This is a genomic window from Massilia frigida, assembly GCF_011682175.1.
Classification (GTDB): domain Bacteria; phylum Pseudomonadota; class Gammaproteobacteria; order Burkholderiales; family Burkholderiaceae_D; genus Telluria_A; species Telluria_A frigida.
This window is the reverse complement of sequence record NZ_WHJG01000009.1, coordinates 54,000-68,336: the sequence shown is the minus strand read 5'-3', so window position 1 is coordinate 68,336 and position 14,337 is coordinate 54,000. Positions and strand designations below refer to the sequence as shown.

The 14,337-nt window shown below is 63.0% G+C and carries 14 protein-coding genes; 5 read left to right on the top strand and 9 right to left on the bottom strand.

Going from position 1 to position 14,337, the window contains the following annotated elements:
- Positions 1-194 precede the first annotated feature (194 nt).
- From F2P44_RS11330 to F2P44_RS11300, 7 genes are all read right to left on the bottom strand, one after another.
- Positions 195-911 carry a DUF3053 family protein gene (locus F2P44_RS11330; protein WP_167086808.1) on the bottom strand — a complete coding sequence of 239 codons (717 nt, stop codon included), beginning with the start codon at positions 909-911 and terminating at the stop codon, positions 195-197.
- A gap of 141 nt (positions 912-1,052) precedes the next feature.
- Positions 1,053-1,253 (bottom strand): hypothetical protein, encoded by a 201-nt coding sequence (locus tag F2P44_RS11325; RefSeq protein ID WP_167086807.1) that lies wholly within the window; start codon positions 1,251-1,253, stop codon positions 1,053-1,055.
- A gap of 263 nt (positions 1,254-1,516) precedes the next feature.
- Complete coding sequence (locus F2P44_RS11320; protein ID WP_167086806.1) at positions 1,517-2,818, bottom strand: replication-associated recombination protein A; 1,302 nt, start codon at positions 2,816-2,818, stop codon at positions 1,517-1,519.
- A gap of 118 nt (positions 2,819-2,936) precedes the next feature.
- On the bottom strand, positions 2,937-3,326 hold the full coding sequence (locus F2P44_RS11315; RefSeq protein WP_167086805.1) for a DUF6463 family protein: 390 nt from the start codon (positions 3,324-3,326) through the stop codon (positions 2,937-2,939).
- 86 nt (positions 3,327-3,412) lie between these two features.
- The gene (locus F2P44_RS11310) at positions 3,413-4,018 is read right to left on the bottom strand and encodes an energy transducer TonB (protein WP_167086804.1); all 606 of its coding nucleotides are present in this window, start codon (positions 4,016-4,018) and stop codon (positions 3,413-3,415) included.
- An 80-nt stretch (positions 4,019-4,098) separates the two neighbouring features.
- Positions 4,099-4,731 carry an outer membrane lipoprotein chaperone LolA gene (gene lolA, locus F2P44_RS11305; RefSeq protein ID WP_167086803.1) on the bottom strand — a complete coding sequence of 211 codons (633 nt, stop codon included), beginning with the start codon at positions 4,729-4,731 and terminating at the stop codon, positions 4,099-4,101.
- A 235-nt stretch (positions 4,732-4,966) separates the two neighbouring features.
- Positions 4,967-7,336, bottom strand: a complete 2,370-nt coding sequence (locus tag F2P44_RS11300) for a DNA translocase FtsK (protein ID WP_167086802.1) — start codon at positions 7,334-7,336, stop codon at positions 4,967-4,969.
- A gap of 203 nt (positions 7,337-7,539) precedes the next feature.
- Here F2P44_RS11300 and trxB point away from each other — a divergent pair, with 203 nt between their 5' ends.
- The 3 genes from trxB to F2P44_RS11285 all read left to right on the top strand — a co-directional run bounded on the left by trxB (position 7,540) and on the right by F2P44_RS11285 (position 9,881).
- Positions 7,540-8,496 (top strand): thioredoxin-disulfide reductase, encoded by a 957-nt coding sequence (gene trxB / locus F2P44_RS11295; RefSeq protein WP_167086801.1) that lies wholly within the window; start codon positions 7,540-7,542, stop codon positions 8,494-8,496.
- Positions 8,497-8,508: 12 nt separating this feature from the next.
- Positions 8,509-9,174 carry a Smr/MutS family protein gene (locus tag F2P44_RS11290; protein ID WP_167086800.1) on the top strand — a complete coding sequence of 222 codons (666 nt, stop codon included), beginning with the start codon at positions 8,509-8,511 and terminating at the stop codon, positions 9,172-9,174.
- 98 nt (positions 9,175-9,272) lie between these two features.
- A complete protein-coding gene (locus tag F2P44_RS11285) occupies positions 9,273-9,881 on the top strand; it encodes a trimeric intracellular cation channel family protein (RefSeq protein WP_167086799.1) in 609 nt (202 codons plus the stop codon).
- Positions 9,882-9,978: 97 nt separating this feature from the next.
- Here the strand turns inward: F2P44_RS11285 and F2P44_RS11280 are convergent, their stop codons facing one another.
- The gene (locus F2P44_RS11280; RefSeq protein WP_054263304.1) at positions 9,979-10,317 is read right to left on the bottom strand and encodes a P-II family nitrogen regulator; all 339 of its coding nucleotides are present in this window, start codon (positions 10,315-10,317) and stop codon (positions 9,979-9,981) included.
- Positions 10,318-10,387: 70 nt separating this feature from the next.
- Positions 10,388-12,457: an NAD(+) synthase gene (locus F2P44_RS11275; RefSeq protein WP_167086798.1), complete on the bottom strand. Its 2,070-nt coding sequence runs from the start codon at positions 12,455-12,457 to the stop codon at positions 10,388-10,390.
- Between the two features lie 130 nt (positions 12,458-12,587).
- Between F2P44_RS11275 and F2P44_RS11270 the strand changes: the two genes are divergently transcribed.
- Both F2P44_RS11270 and F2P44_RS11265 read left to right on the top strand, forming a co-directional pair.
- The gene (locus tag F2P44_RS11270) at positions 12,588-13,727 is read left to right on the top strand and encodes a GNAT family N-acetyltransferase (RefSeq protein WP_167086797.1); all 1,140 of its coding nucleotides are present in this window, start codon (positions 12,588-12,590) and stop codon (positions 13,725-13,727) included.
- Positions 13,724-14,107 carry a VOC family protein gene (locus F2P44_RS11265; protein WP_167086796.1) on the top strand — a complete coding sequence of 128 codons (384 nt, stop codon included), beginning with the start codon at positions 13,724-13,726 and terminating at the stop codon, positions 14,105-14,107. The genes F2P44_RS11270 and F2P44_RS11265 overlap by 4 nt, the downstream gene beginning before the upstream one ends.
- Positions 14,108-14,337 lie beyond the last annotated feature (230 nt).

Sequence of the window (14,337 nt, the reverse complement as noted above, 5' to 3'; positions counted from 1 at the left end):
TAAAAGCTTCGCTACGAAGCCGGTGTCACAACGCTCCCAGCAAGGCGATGCACTTGATGAGGCAGCCAGGCGGCAAGCCCAAGCTTGCACAACGCGCACTGGCCCTGTTGTTCAATGCGCAGTTTAACCGATTCCCTGCGCAATCGCACCTTGTCGGGCCCGCATTGCGCCCACGGTGCCGCAGGCAAGCGGCATTACCGTCCGGAGATCATGCTGAACAGCTTATGCTGCGCCCGCGCGACCTCGGCATTCCTGGCGTCGAGCTCTTTCATGAGCACATTGGCATCGTCGAGGACTTTCTGGTCGTCGATCTGGGCCATGATTCCGGAGAACTTGATTTGGTCCTTGTGGGCGTCCAGAAAATCGGCCATTTTTTCGGCACTGGTCAGCATGCCCTCCATCACCACGAGCAATTCCTTGAAGTTATTTCCCGGATCGGTGACCGTACGGGCATACGCCTTGTCGTAGACCGGTTTCAGGTCGTCCGGCTGCTTGAGCGCGGCGCGCCTGGTGCCGGCCGCCGCCTGTTCGGTGTCGATCACCGCGCGCAGTTGCACACTGGACTTGTGCAAGGCAAGCACGTCGGCCCGGTGCGCCATCAGATCCTGCATGGTAGTCGGCATGTTCCTGCCCATCATATCGCGCAAGGGCTTCTGGACCTTCGCATCCATCGACTTGTTGTAGTCGGTGATCACGGCAAAGTGCTTGCTGTAGTCGCCGAACGATTTTTCTTCCGCGGGCGTCAGCCTGGGTACATGGAGCCCTGGCTTATCGACGATGCGCGCTTGCAGGAACGCAATGAACGCCGCGCGCTCCTTCGGTTCGGCACTGCAGCCCGCGATGCCGAGGGCAAGAATGCCGCCCAGGGCCCACATCAGTGCGCGTTGTGAAAAGCTGGTAGCTGCTTGCATGAACGACTCCTCTATGATCAGCGCTTGATCATAGTGCAAACATGCAAAAATGGCAGCAATTAAATATGCTTTATCTACTAAATACGTGCCTCTAAGCAACTGGCCGGCACGCTGCGGGGTGCGGGATCGCCCGTCCCGGACTTACTGTTGTGCGGCTTTTTCGGCGGCGGTGAGGCGCTTGGCGCTGACCACGACGACGGTCACATTGCTGTCGGTGGCGGCAGCGGCATGGGTTGGCGCGGCGCTCGCACGCAGCGGTACTTCGGCGGTGGCGTAGGCGGCAAACGTGGCCATGACGGTGGCGGCGAGGAAGACGGCTTCGAGGTTTTTACGGACTTTCATGATCTTCTCCAGTGGGTGAGGCGAGTTGGTATGGTGGTACTTTACCCACTCGTCCCCTGCCCTTCCACCAGCTTGCGATGAAGCGACGGAAATCTGGAACAGGATGCGAAAAAACGCGACGGCCCGTTATCCACATGCCAGAGCGCCCGCCGTTGCAGGCGAACGCCGCGCAGCCGGCAATTTTCCGGCGCGGCGGATGGCCGGCACTGCCCGCCGCATGCTGCCGCTCGCGGTGCCGCCGGCATGTACGCCGTCCCCGCGTCTCAGTTGCCGGCGTCCTCGTCGAGCCCGCGCAGCCAGGCCAGCTTTTCGGCGATCTTCGCTTCGATCCCGCGCGGCACCGGCTCGTACCAGCGCGGCTCGACCATGCCTTCGGGCAGATAGGTTTCGCCGGCCGCATAGGCATTCGGTTCGTCGTGCGCGTAGCGGTACTCGTGGCCGTAGCCGAGTTCCTTCATCAGCTTGGTCGGCGCATTGCGCAGGTGCACCGGCACTTCGCGCGACTTGTCCTTTTTGACGAAGGCCACGGCGCGGTTGTAGGCGTTGTAGCCGGCATTGCTCTTGGCCGCGATAGCCAGGTAGATGACCGCCTGCCCCAGCGCCAGTTCACCTTCCGGCGAGCCCAGCCGCTCATAGGTGGCGGCGGCATCGTTGGCGATCTGGATCGCGCGCGGGTCGGCAATGCCGATATCTTCCCACGCCATGCGCACGATGCGGCGCAGCAGGTATTGCGGATCGGCGCCGCCATCGAGCATGCGGCACAGCCAGTACAGGGCCGCGTCCGGATGCGAGCCGCGCACCGATTTGTGGAGCGCCGAAATCTGGTCGTAGAAATTGTCGCCGCCCTTGTCGAAACGGCGCGAATTGAGGGTCAGCGCATTGTCGACGAAGTCGCCCGTGATGTGCGTGAGGCCGGACGTTGCGGCCGAGGTCTTGGTCTGTTCGAGCAGGTTGAGGAAGCGGCGCGCGTCGCCGTCGGCGTAGCCGATCAGGGTGGCGATGGCGACCTCGTCGAACGTCAGGTGGCCCAGCACCTTTTCCTGGGCGCGCTTGAGCAGTAGCAGCAACTCGGCGTCGGTGAGCGCCTTGAGCACGTACACCTGCGAGCGCGACAGCAGCGCCGAATTGACCTCGAACGAGGGATTTTCGGTGGTCGCGCCAATCAGGGTCACCAGGCCCGACTCGACGAACGGCAGCAAGGCATCCTGCTGCGACTTGTTGAAGCGGTGAATCTCGTCGATGAACAGGATGGTGTGCTTGCCCGTTGCCAGGTGATGCTCGGCCTGTTCGATGGCGGCACGGATATCCTTCACCCCCGACAGCACGGCCGACAAGGCGATGAATTCGCAGCCGAAGGCATTCGCCGTCAGGCGCGCCAGGGTGGTCTTGCCGACGCCGGGCGGGCCCCACAAGATCATCGAATGGGGTTTCCCCGACTTGAATACCAGGCGCAGGGGCTTGCCCTCGCCCAGCAAATGGCTTTGGCCGATAACCTCGTCAATTGTTGCCGGACGCAGCGCTTCGGCGAGGGGCGCGGCAGGTTCGGTCTTGAACAAATCGTCCATGCGACCTCTTCATTTATAGGAAGCGCGTAGTCTAGCGCATGGCGCGAATCGGCGTTCAAGATAAGACCCGCGCAGGGCGCGACAGTTCCCGCCCAACGCAAAATTACCTCACGACGCCTCAGGCGGCGCCGACCCCGCGCACGCTGCCGGCATCGACCCGTGCGCCGGCCTTGCGCAGCAAGATGGCTAGCGCAGGCGGAAACACCAGCCAGAAGCCCGAGTCCGGCATCAGCACCACACCCAGCGCGGCCATCCCGAGCAAGCCCCAGCCGATCGCCTTGGGCAGCGCGACACCGGCTTTTTCGAGCGCATGCACCGGGACCGCGAACAAGGCCAGTAACAGGCCGAACAGGAAGAACCAGGTAGTTGCGCCCTCGGTCATACTCTTGGCTGTATCAAACAAGCCGTTGCGTAGCATGGTCAGCATGACCGGCCCCATGACGACGAATGCAAACACGGTGTGAAGAAACGCAACCCCTACCAACCAACGGCTGATCCAATGCTTCATGAAGCTCTCCCGATGACCCGGCCCCGGCGGGACCGACGCCCGATCATATACCCGTGAAATCAATATTGCCAGATATGCATGCCTGATTATTTTCCTGCGGAGGGCGCTGCCAGCAGCACGCGCCCATACACCGCATCGGTCTTCGGCCCGGGCGCGTTGGCGGCGACGAAGCGGCAGCGTTGCACGTACTGCCGGATGTGCTCTGCGAGCGCGGCATCGGTGACGCGCCCTTCGAGGCGGATGTTAAACGGTTCGCCGCGGCCATTGGTCAGGAAGCGCACCAGCACGCCATCGTGGGCGGTGGGCGTCCTGTCGAGCGGCACGAAGCCACTGAACAGCCGCGTTGGCGCGCAACTGTCGGCATGCAGCTGCGGTCGCGCCGACGGTCCGCCGGTTGTTGCCCACACGTAGTCGACCGACTGCACGGCGCTGTGGTGCGGCCGGGCACCATCGATTTTCAGCTTGCATGCGTGCAGGCTGCGCGCCGCGGCGGCATCGAGAATCGGCCAGCCGCTACTCTTGCGCACCTTCACCTCGGCGATGCGCCACTCCCTGATCCGGTAGTCGAGCACGGTCGTGCCCTCCAGATCGTAGCGCCTGGCCTCGGGTGGCCAGTCGGGCCGGGTGCAGGCCGATGGCAGTTTACCCGCCTCGGGCGCTGGCGCCCTGGGCTGCGCCAGGGCGGAAGCCATCGTGGTGCCAGTAAAAAACGTTACAGCCAGTGCAGTACCGATTGTTCGACGATTCAAGTGTGCTCCACGAGGAAGAGAGATCAGTTATTGACGACGTCGGCACCTTTCGGGATGACGAATTTGAACTGGGTCGCCGTCAATGGCGGGTTTTTCTCGAATTTCTTGAACGCCAGTATCGAGGTCTGGCCGAAGGCATCGCGCAGCTCCATCGCTTCCGGCGTGCCATTGCGCAAGCCGATGCTGATCTGCTCGAACTGCGAATCCTTGCCCTTGGGCGCGGCGTTGAGCCATTCCAGGCCATCGCGCGTGCCTGCTTCGGTCAGGGTGAAGTTCTTTTCCAAATCGTTGCTGCCGAACAAGATGGCGGCCGGCGAGGAACCGAGCGCATCGCCCAGTTTCTTGGTCGTGACCTGGTTCAGGTCCTTGTCGTAGATATACAGCTGCTCGCCATCGGCCTGCAGCAATTGCTCGTACGGCTTCACGTAGGTCCAGATGAACTTGCCGGGACGGGCGAACACGAAGGTGCCCGACGATGGCGCCGCTGCCTTGCCGGAATCGGCCTTCTTGACCTGGCGCTGGGTGAACTCGCCGCGCGCGGCCTTGGTGCCGGAGACAAAGGTCTTGAATTGATCAAGCGCGGTGGCGTGGGCCATGCCGGCGCAGGCCAGGCTCAGGGCCAGGATGGCGGTGGTTTTGTTCAGTATAAATCGCATAATGTCCTTATTAATGGGAGCGCGCTCGTGGTGGGCACTCGTGTTCGTTTAACGGATGAGCGGGCATGGTGGTGGACAGCAGGGCACGACGATCCGTCGCCCCCCTATTATCCGTCGCCCCTCGCTTGATATCCGTCGCCGCGCTTGATATCCGTCGCCGCGCTTGATATCCGTCGCGGCGACGGATAAGGAGCTAACGGCCCCATGCAAAATCCGCATATGCCGCTTATTCCGCTTATTCCGCGCTGGCAGCCGGCACCAAAATGTCCCGATTACCATTCGATTGCATCGGCGACACAACCCCGCTGTTTTCCATCTGCTCCAGCAAACGCGCCGCACGGTTGTAGCCGATGCGCAAGTGACGCTGCACCAGCGAGATCGACGCGCGCCGGTTCTTGAGCACCACCTGCACCGCCTGGTCGTACATCGGATCGGCTTCGCCGCCCGCCTCGCCGGCCGCGCCGCCTTCCGCGCCGCCGCCCTCGCCTTCGAGCGTGCCGCCTTCGAGAATGCCTTCAATATAGTTCGGTTCGCCCGACAGCTTGAGGTGGGCCACCACCCGGTGCACTTCCTCGTCGGACACAAACGCACCGTGCACCCGCACCGGCAAACCGGTACCTGGCGGCATGTACAGCATATCGCCCATGCCCAGCAGCGCTTCCGCGCCCATCTGGTCGAGAATGGTGCGCGAATCGATCTTGGACGACACCTGGAACGCGATCCTGGTCGGAATGTTCGCCTTGATCAAGCCGGTAATCACATCCACCGACGGCCGCTGCGTCGCCAAAATCAGGTGCAAGCCGGCCGCGCGCGCCTTTTGCGCGATCCGGGCAATCAATTCCTCGACCTTTTTGCCGACCACCATCATCAAATCGGCCAGCTCGTCGATGATGATGACGATGGTCGGCAGTTTTTCCAGCGGCTCCGGCGAATCGGGCGTCAGGCTGAACGGATTCGGAATATGCTCCTCGCGCTTGGCCGCCTCGGCGATTTTCGCGTTGTAGCCAGCCAGGTTACGCACCCCGAGCTTACTCATCAGCTTATAGCGGCGCTCCATCTCGTTGACCGCCCAGTTCAGCGCATGCCCCGCCTGGCGCATGTCGGTCACCACGGGCGCCAGCAAGTGCGGAATGCCTTCGTACACCGACATTTCCAGCATCTTCGGATCGATCAGGATCATGCGCACATCGGCCGGGTCGGACTTGTACAGCAGCGACAGGATGGTCGCATTGATGCCGACCGATTTACCCGAACCGGTGGTACCGGCCACCAGCAAGTGCGGCATCTTGGCCAGGTCGGCGATGACGGCCTTGCCGGCAATATCCTTGCCCAGCGCCACGGTCAGCTGCGAGGCGCTGTCGTTATAGATCTTGGAGCCAACGATTTCAGTCAGGCGCACAATCTGGCGCTTAGGATTGGGCAACTCCAGCGCCATGAAATTCTTGCCGGGAATAGTTTCCACCACCCGGATCGAGGTCAGCGACAGCGAACGCGCCAGGTCGCGCGCCAGGCCAACGATCTGGCTGCCCTTGACGCCCGTGGCCGGTTCGATTTCGTAGCGCGTCACCACCGGACCCGGATAGGCCGCCACCACCTTGGCATCGACCCCGAAGTCCGACAATTTCTTTTCGATCAGGCGGCTGGTGAATTCCAGCGTTTCCACCGACACCGTTTCCTGCACCTCGGGCGCGTCGTCCAGCAAGGACAAGGGCGGCAGCGACGAGTCGCCCGGCAGGTCGCGGAACAGCGGCGCCTGCCGTTCGGCGAGCTTTTCCTTCTGCACCCGCTCGGACTTGACCACCTCCATCACCTGCGGTTCGATCTTGACCGGCGCCGCCGTCACATGCTTTTCCACATGCTTGGCGCGCTCGTGCACCACCACTTCATCGCGCTTGACGGCCGCCACTTCGCCCTGCTTGCGGTCTTCGCGGTCCTGGTAGCGCAGGCGGAACCAGTCGATGGCGTTTTCGATGGCGCCGCCGATGCGTTCGGCCACGCCCAGCCACGACACATGGAAGAACAGGCTGAACCCGAGTCCGAACAGCAGCAACAGCAGCAAGGTGGCGCCGGTGAACCCGAACGCCGAATGGGCCGCATGGCCGATCAGTTGCCCCAGCACCCCGCCGGGCGCGCGCGGCAACTGCACCGATAGCGACCACATGCGCAAATATTCCAGGCCCAGGCTGCCGATGAACAGCACCGCGAAGCCGAGCCAGCGGATGGCCGCTTCCTGCTGGTGCTCGGGATCTTCTTCCGTTTCCAGCACAAACTTGTGATTGAGCGAACGATAGCCCTTCCACAGCATGCGCAGGAAACAGACGCACCACCACCAGGCTGAAAAGCCGAAGATAAACAGCAGCAAGTCGGCCAGGTAAGCGCCTGCGCGCCCGCCCAGGTTGCTCACCTGCGATACCTGCACCTCGTGCGACCAGCCGGGATCGCCCTTGTTATAGCTAAGCAAGATCATCACGAAATACAGGAACATCACGCCCAGCGCGATCCAGCGCGCCTCGGACAGCAGGCGCACCACGCGGTTCGGCAGGGGTTGCCGCATGACGGGCTTGCGGGTGTAACTGGCGTTGGAAGGTTGGCTTGTCTTAGTCATTCTTGTTACTTACAGTGCTGCCGTGTTTACCGATGTTGGCGATGCGCTCATTCTAAGCCATCCGGCGTGCATCGGCCCCATGATTCATGCCAGCTCGCATCATGGACTATAATCGAGGGTGCGCAACTTAATGTGCGCGCCCTTGATCTGACCGCCATCGACCCCAGTTTCTCTTCATACACATTTCGATTAAAGCCCGCCCCATGACCACTACCAAACACGCCAAAGTTCTGATTCTCGGCTCCGGCCCAGCCGGCTACAGCGCAGCCGTCTACGCCGCGCGCGCCAACCTGCAGCCGATGCTCGTCACCGGCGTGGAGCAAGGCGGCCAGCTGATGACCACGACCGACGTCGAAAATTGGCCGGGCGACCCGATGGGCGTGCAAGGGCCCGACCTCATGCAGCGCCTGCTGGAACACGCCAAGCGCTTTAATACCGAGATCGTGTTTGACCACATTCACACGACAAAGCTCAATGAAAAACCGATGCGTTTGATCGGCGACAGCCATGAGTACACCTGCGACGCCTTGATCATCGCCACCGGCGCCTCGGCCATGTACCTGGGCTTGCCGTCCGAAACGGCGTTCATGGGCCGCGGCGTCTCCGCCTGCGCCACCTGCGACGGTTTCTTCTACCGCAACCAGGAAGTCGCGGTCGTCGGCGGCGGCAACACCGCGGTCGAAGAAGCGCTGTACCTGTCGAACATCGCCAACAAGGTCACGATCATCCACCGCCGCGACAAATTCCGCGCCGAACCGATCCTGATCGACCGCTTGAATGCCAAGGCGGCCGAAGGCAAGATTGTCATCAAGTACAACCATACCCTGGATGAAGTGGTCGGCAACGACAGCGGCGTGACCGGCGTGCACATCAAGTCCACCGTCGACGGCGCCATCACGCCGATTTCCGTGCACGGCCTGTTCGTGGCGATCGGCCACAAGCCGAACACCAGCATCTTCGAAGGCCAGCTCGACATGCACAACGGCTACATCAAGACCCGCACCGGTCTCGAAGGCATGGCCACCGCGACCAACATCCCGGGCGTATTTGCCGCCGGCGACGTGCAGGATCACATCTACCGCCAAGCCATCACCAGCTCCGGCACCGGTTGCATGGCGGCGCTCGATGCCCAGCGCTACCTGGAAAGCCTGAACGACTAACACAGTAAAGCGATGCCGATGAAAGACTTTTCCGATCTGAAATCCCTGCGCGAACAGCTCAAGGGCCAGGATGAAGCGCGCGCCCGCGACAAAGCCGAGCGCGAAGAACGTGAACGGGTGGCCGCGCAAGAGGCCAACCTGTTTACGAGCGCCATCGGCGGCGTGCGCAAGTTGCCCGAATCGAACCGCTTCGTGCCCAACGCCCCGCCCGGCATCAACGTCAAGCTCAAGCCGGCCAAGGTGTTTCGCAGCCAGGCCGAGGATGACGCGGCGGTGCTGCGCGAGTCGCTGTCGGACCAGTTCGAGGTCGATCACCTGCTCGAAGACGATCCCAGCCTGAGTTTTTCGCGCGCCGGGATCGGCACGGACGTGGTACGCAAGCTGCGCAAGGGCCACTGGCCGGTCCAGGACGAGCTCGACCTGCACGGCTTGCGCCGCGATGGCGCGCGCGATGCCATCGGGGAATTTCTGCACAATGCCGGCAAGCGCAAGCTGCGTTGCGTGTGCGTAATCCACGGCAAGGGCTTAGGTTCAGCCGGTGGCGAGCCGGTGCTGCGTTCCATGGTGCACAGCTGGCTCGAACAGAAGGATGAAGTGATCGCCTTCTGCGCCGCCAACGTGGACGGGCGCAGCCATGGCGCCCTGATCGTCCTGCTCAAATCGGCCATCGCGGTCTGACCTCGCGCCCGGTATTTTCCCGGGCGCACTCCTTACACTGTCCATCATGCCTTATCGCATGTTAGGCTAGCCATATTCGCCACCGTACAGTGCACCGCATGTCCCTTATTACGCTCATTGAAATCATGGCGATCCTGGTCGGAGCCTTCTCCGGCTTTATCGAAGCGCGCCGCAAGCGCATGGATCTGGTCGGCGTATTTACCGTGGCCTTCATTACCGCGTTCGGCGGCGGCACCCTGCGCGACATCCTGCTCGACCGGCGCCCGCTGTTCTGGGTCACGCACCAGGAATACGCCATTCTCATTTTTGTTCTGGCCCTGATGGCCGCGCCCCTGATCCGGACGCTGCGCCAGATCGTCTCGGAACGCCTGATCGTGGTGGCCGATGCGGTGGGGCTGGGATTGTTCTCGATTGCCGGCGTGGCATCGGCGCTGGAAGCGCACATGCCGATTTTCATCGCCTCGATGATGGGCGTGATTACGGGGATTTTCGGTGGGGTACTGCGCGACATCGTCTGCAACGAAGTGCCGATGGTGTTCCGGGATGGGAAACCTTACGCGATTTGCGCGTTTATCGGCAGCTGGATGTATCTGCTGATGAAGAAATTCGGCGCCGACCCGGATCTGGCGCTGTGGTCGAGCGCCACGGTGATCAGCGGCCTGCGCCTGCTCACATGGAAATTCGACATGCGCATGGGGCGCTCATAAAGGTTCGTAAACGGCGGCGGCCCCATCTACGCTGTCCTGGAAGCCGTCGCCCCCGCCGAGTGCCGCCTTGGCGCGGGGGGCGACGGCACAGCCCTCCTTAAACTGCTTCCGGACCCGTCTCGCCAGTGCGAATCCGGATCACCTGCTCCACATCCTGCACGAAAATCTTGCCGTCGCCGATCTTGCCGGTGCGCGCGGCCTTGATGATGGCATCGACCACCTGGTCCGCCATGCTGTCGTCCACCACCACTTCAATCTTGACCTTCGGCAGGAAATCAACCACATACTCCGCGCCACGGTACAGCTCGGTATGACCCTTCTGACGGCCGAAACCCTTGACCTCGGTGACCGTCAGCCCCGTCACATTGACGTCGGCCAGCGCTTCGCGCACTTCATCCAGCTTGAACGGTTTGATAACACAGGTAATTTGTTTCATGGCTACTCCTAAATAGTTGCTCGTCACGCGATGGAATTGCTGTTGCCGCTATTCTAAACGAACGGCAGTGCTATTTCGCGGCTTCATCCGGAATCCTGTCCAGATCGGCCTGCCACACCACCGCCTCGGCGTCGCTCGGCGCGCGCCAGTCGCCGCGTGGCGACAGCGATCCGCCATTGCCGACTTTCGGCCCGTTCGGCACGCACGAGCGCTTGAACTGGCTGATCTTGAAGAAGCGGTACACAAAAGTGGCCAGGTGTTTCTTGATATCGGCCAGCGCATACTGGTTACGGCTGGCATGCAGCGCGTCCGGCCACGCGCCCTGCTCGCGGTCCTTCCACGCCGACCACGCCAGAAACGCCACCTTCGATGGCGCAAACCCGTAGCGCAGGATGTAATACAGATTGAAATCCTGCAGCTCGTAGGGTCCGATCGAACTTTCCGTGCTCTGCGCCGGCTTGTCCTCGCCGGCCTTGCCGGGCACCAGCTCGGGGCTGATTTCGGTCGCCAGCACTTGCAGCAGCACGTCCGAACCGCTGGTACCGATCACGCCCGACTCGGCCACCCAGCGCACCAGATGGCTGATCAGGGTCTTGGGCACGCTGGCGTTGACGTTGTAGTGCGACATATGGTCGCCCACCCCGTACGTACACCAGCCCAGCGCCAGCTCGCTCAGGTCGCCCGTGCCGATCACGATCCCGTTATGGAAATTCGCCAGCCGGAACAGATGGCTGGTGCGCTCGCCCGCCTGCACGTTCTCGAACGTGATGTCGTAGGTCTCCTGCCCTTGCGCATACGGATGGCCGAGGTCCTTGAGCATCTGGATGCAGCTCGGCCGGATGTCGATTTCGTGCGCCTCGCAGCCCACCGCCTCCATCAGCGCGCGCGCCTGGCGCAACGTGCGTTCGCTGGTCGCAAAGCCCGGCATGGTATAAGCCAGGATATTCGTGCGCGGCAGCTTCAAACGGTCCATCGCCTTGGCGCACACCAGCAGCGCGTGGGTCGAATCGAGTCCGCCCGACACCCCGATGATCACCTTCTTCATGCCGCTTTGCGAGAGCCGCTGCACCAGCGCCTGCACCTGGATGTGATACACCTCGGTGCAGCGCTCGTCGCGCCGCTGCGGGTCCGACGGCACGTACGGAAAGCGCTCGACCGCGCGGCCCAAGGCCAGCGTATTGCCGCCGCCCGGCGCGCCCGGCAAGGCAAACCGCACCACGCGGAACGCCGCCACCTGCTGCGCATGGTGCCGCACCTGCTGCGCGAAGGTAGTGGTGTGCATGCGCTCGCGCGAGAGGCGCTCCAGGTCCACGTCGCCATAAATGATGTGCGAGTCGTCCTGGAAGCGCTCGGCCTCGGCCAGCAAGTCGCCTTTTTCGTAGATCAGGGTCTGGCCATCCCACGCCATGTCGGTCGACGATTCGCCGCGCCCGGCCGAGGTGTACAGATACGCCGCCAGGCAGCGCGCCGACTGCTGCGACACCAGCTGGTGCCGGTAGCCGCTCTTGCCCACCAAAACGTTTGACGCCGACAGGTTGACCAGCACCGTGGCCCCGGCCAGCGCCGCAAACGACGATGGCGGAATCGGCACCCACACATCCTCGCAGATCTCCACATGAAAGCGCAGCAGCGCCACGCCCTCGACCTCGAACAGCAGGCCGGCGCCGAACGGCACGCTCTGTCCCAGCAAGTCGATCTGGCCGCACGGCGCGCTGTCGGCGGCGCTGAACTGGCGCGCTTCGTAGAATTCACCGTAGTTCGGCAGGTAGCTTTTCGGGACCACGCCCAGGATTTTCCCGCCCGCGACGGCCACCCCGCAATTGAACAACTGATGCCCGACCCGCAGCGGCAGCCCGACCACCAGCGCCAGCGGCAGCTGCGCGCTCGCTTCCACCACCGTGCGCAAGCCCGCTTCGCAGGCGTCGAGCAGCGCGGCCTGGTGAAACAGGTCGTCGCAGCTGTAGGCCGACAATCCCAGCTCGGGAAACGCCACCAGCGCCGCGCCCTGCTGCGCGGCTGCCTCGGCCAGCGCGATGGTCTGGGCCGCATTGAACACGGGATCGGCGATCTTGCAGCGTGGCGTGGCCACCGCGACCCGGGCGAAACCGTGCGAATAGAGGTTAAAGAAGTCGTTCTGCATGCAGTGTCTTTCGTAGGGTGGCGGCGCGGCGTCCGAACGCATTGCGTCTTTTTGCGTAGAATGCAATGGCCGACCCGAAGCGCCGCCCGGCGTCGCCCGCCAAAATAATGGAATAGCCGATTCGACAAGAATGAATTATCGCACGCATATCGTATCCTCTCTGAGCGAGATCGGCCAACCCGCCTGGGACGCCCTGGCGTCCTCCCAGGCCGAGACCAATCCCTTCCTCTCGTTCGCTTTTCTCGACGCGCTGCACGAATCGGGCAGCGCCTGCGCGGACACCGGCTGGCAGCCCCAGTTCCTGGCCCTGTACGACGGCGCCGACCTGGCCGCCGCCATGCCGCTGTACGTCAAGATGCACTCCTACGGCGAGTACGTGTTCGACTGGGCCTGGGCCGACGCTTACCAGCGCAACGGCGTCGATTACTATCCCAAGCTGCTCTCGGCGATTCCCTTCACGCCGGTGAGCGGCCCGCGCCTGCTGGCGCGCGACGCCGCCGCCCGCAGCGCGCTCCTGGCCGCGCTGGTGTCCACGCAAAAAGCCTCCGACGTCTCCTCTACCCACATCCTGTATCCGCCCGAAGACCAGGTGCAGCAGTTGGAGGACGCCGGCTTCATGCTGCGTAGCGGCGTGCAGTTCCACTGGCTGAACGCCGGCTACCGCGATTTCGAGGATTTCCTCGCCACGCTGGAGCAAAAGAAGCGCAAGAACATCCGCGCCGAACGGCGCAAGGTGCGCGAAGCCGGGGTGACGCTGCGCCGCGTGCGCGGAACCGAGGCGACGGACGCCGACTGGCACCTGTTCAACCGCTGCTACCAGCGCACCTACGCGGCGCACCGTTCCTCGCCTTACCTCAACCTGGATTTTTTCCAGCGCATCGGACGCACCATGCCTGGCAATATCCTGCTGGTGATCGCCGAGCGCGAAGGCGCGCCGATCGCCGCCTCGCTGGTGATCCACAGCGCCGACACCCTGTTCGGGCGCTACTGGGGCGAACTCGAACACGTGCCCTGCCTGCACTTCGAGACTGCCTACTACCAGCCGCTCGAATTCTGCATCGAGCAAAAAATCGGCGTGTTCGAGGGCGGCGCCCAGGGCGAACACAAAATGGCGCGCGGTTTCCTGCCGACCCGCACCTGGTCGGCGCACTGGCTGGCCCACCCCGCGTTTTCGGACGCCATCGAGCGCTTCCTGGAGCGCGAAAGCGGCGGCATCGACGAATACATCGATGAACTGAACGACCGCAATCCATTCAAGGACCCGGCATGATCTCGCATGTCTTCATCGGCGTCGCCGAGTTCGCGCGCGCCTTCGATTTTTACGCCGCCGTCATGCCCGAACTGGGCCTGGCGCTCAAGTTCAGCGATCCGGCCAAGCCGTGGGCCGGCTGGATGAAGCCGGACAGCCCGCGCCCGCTGTTCCTGATCGGCCATCCCTTCGCCGGCCGGCATGCCGCCGGCAACGGCCAGATGACCGCCCTGCTGGCGCCCTCGCGCGCGGCGGTCGAGCGCGCCCATGCCACCGCGCTCGCCCACGGCGCCACCTGCGAAGGCGCGCCCGGCCTGCGGCCCGAATACCACGCGCGCTATTACGGCGCCTACTTCCGCGATTCCGAAGGCAACAAACTGTGCGTCTGCTGCCATGAATAGAGAGATGGACAGCTAAATTTTTGTCGCGCTGGTATGGAGAGTGGCGGCGACTTTCAATGTCCCGGTCGAAACCTTGTTCCAGCTGGAAGTGGAAAGTCCTTAACACTTGCGTCGCGACATTCCAAACACCCCCCACCTTGACGCAGGTCGGTTTTAACACTGACGCAGACTGAACTCCGGCGCGTCATCCCGGCCCATGATGAACTTCCACCTCATCACCGGGAGATATC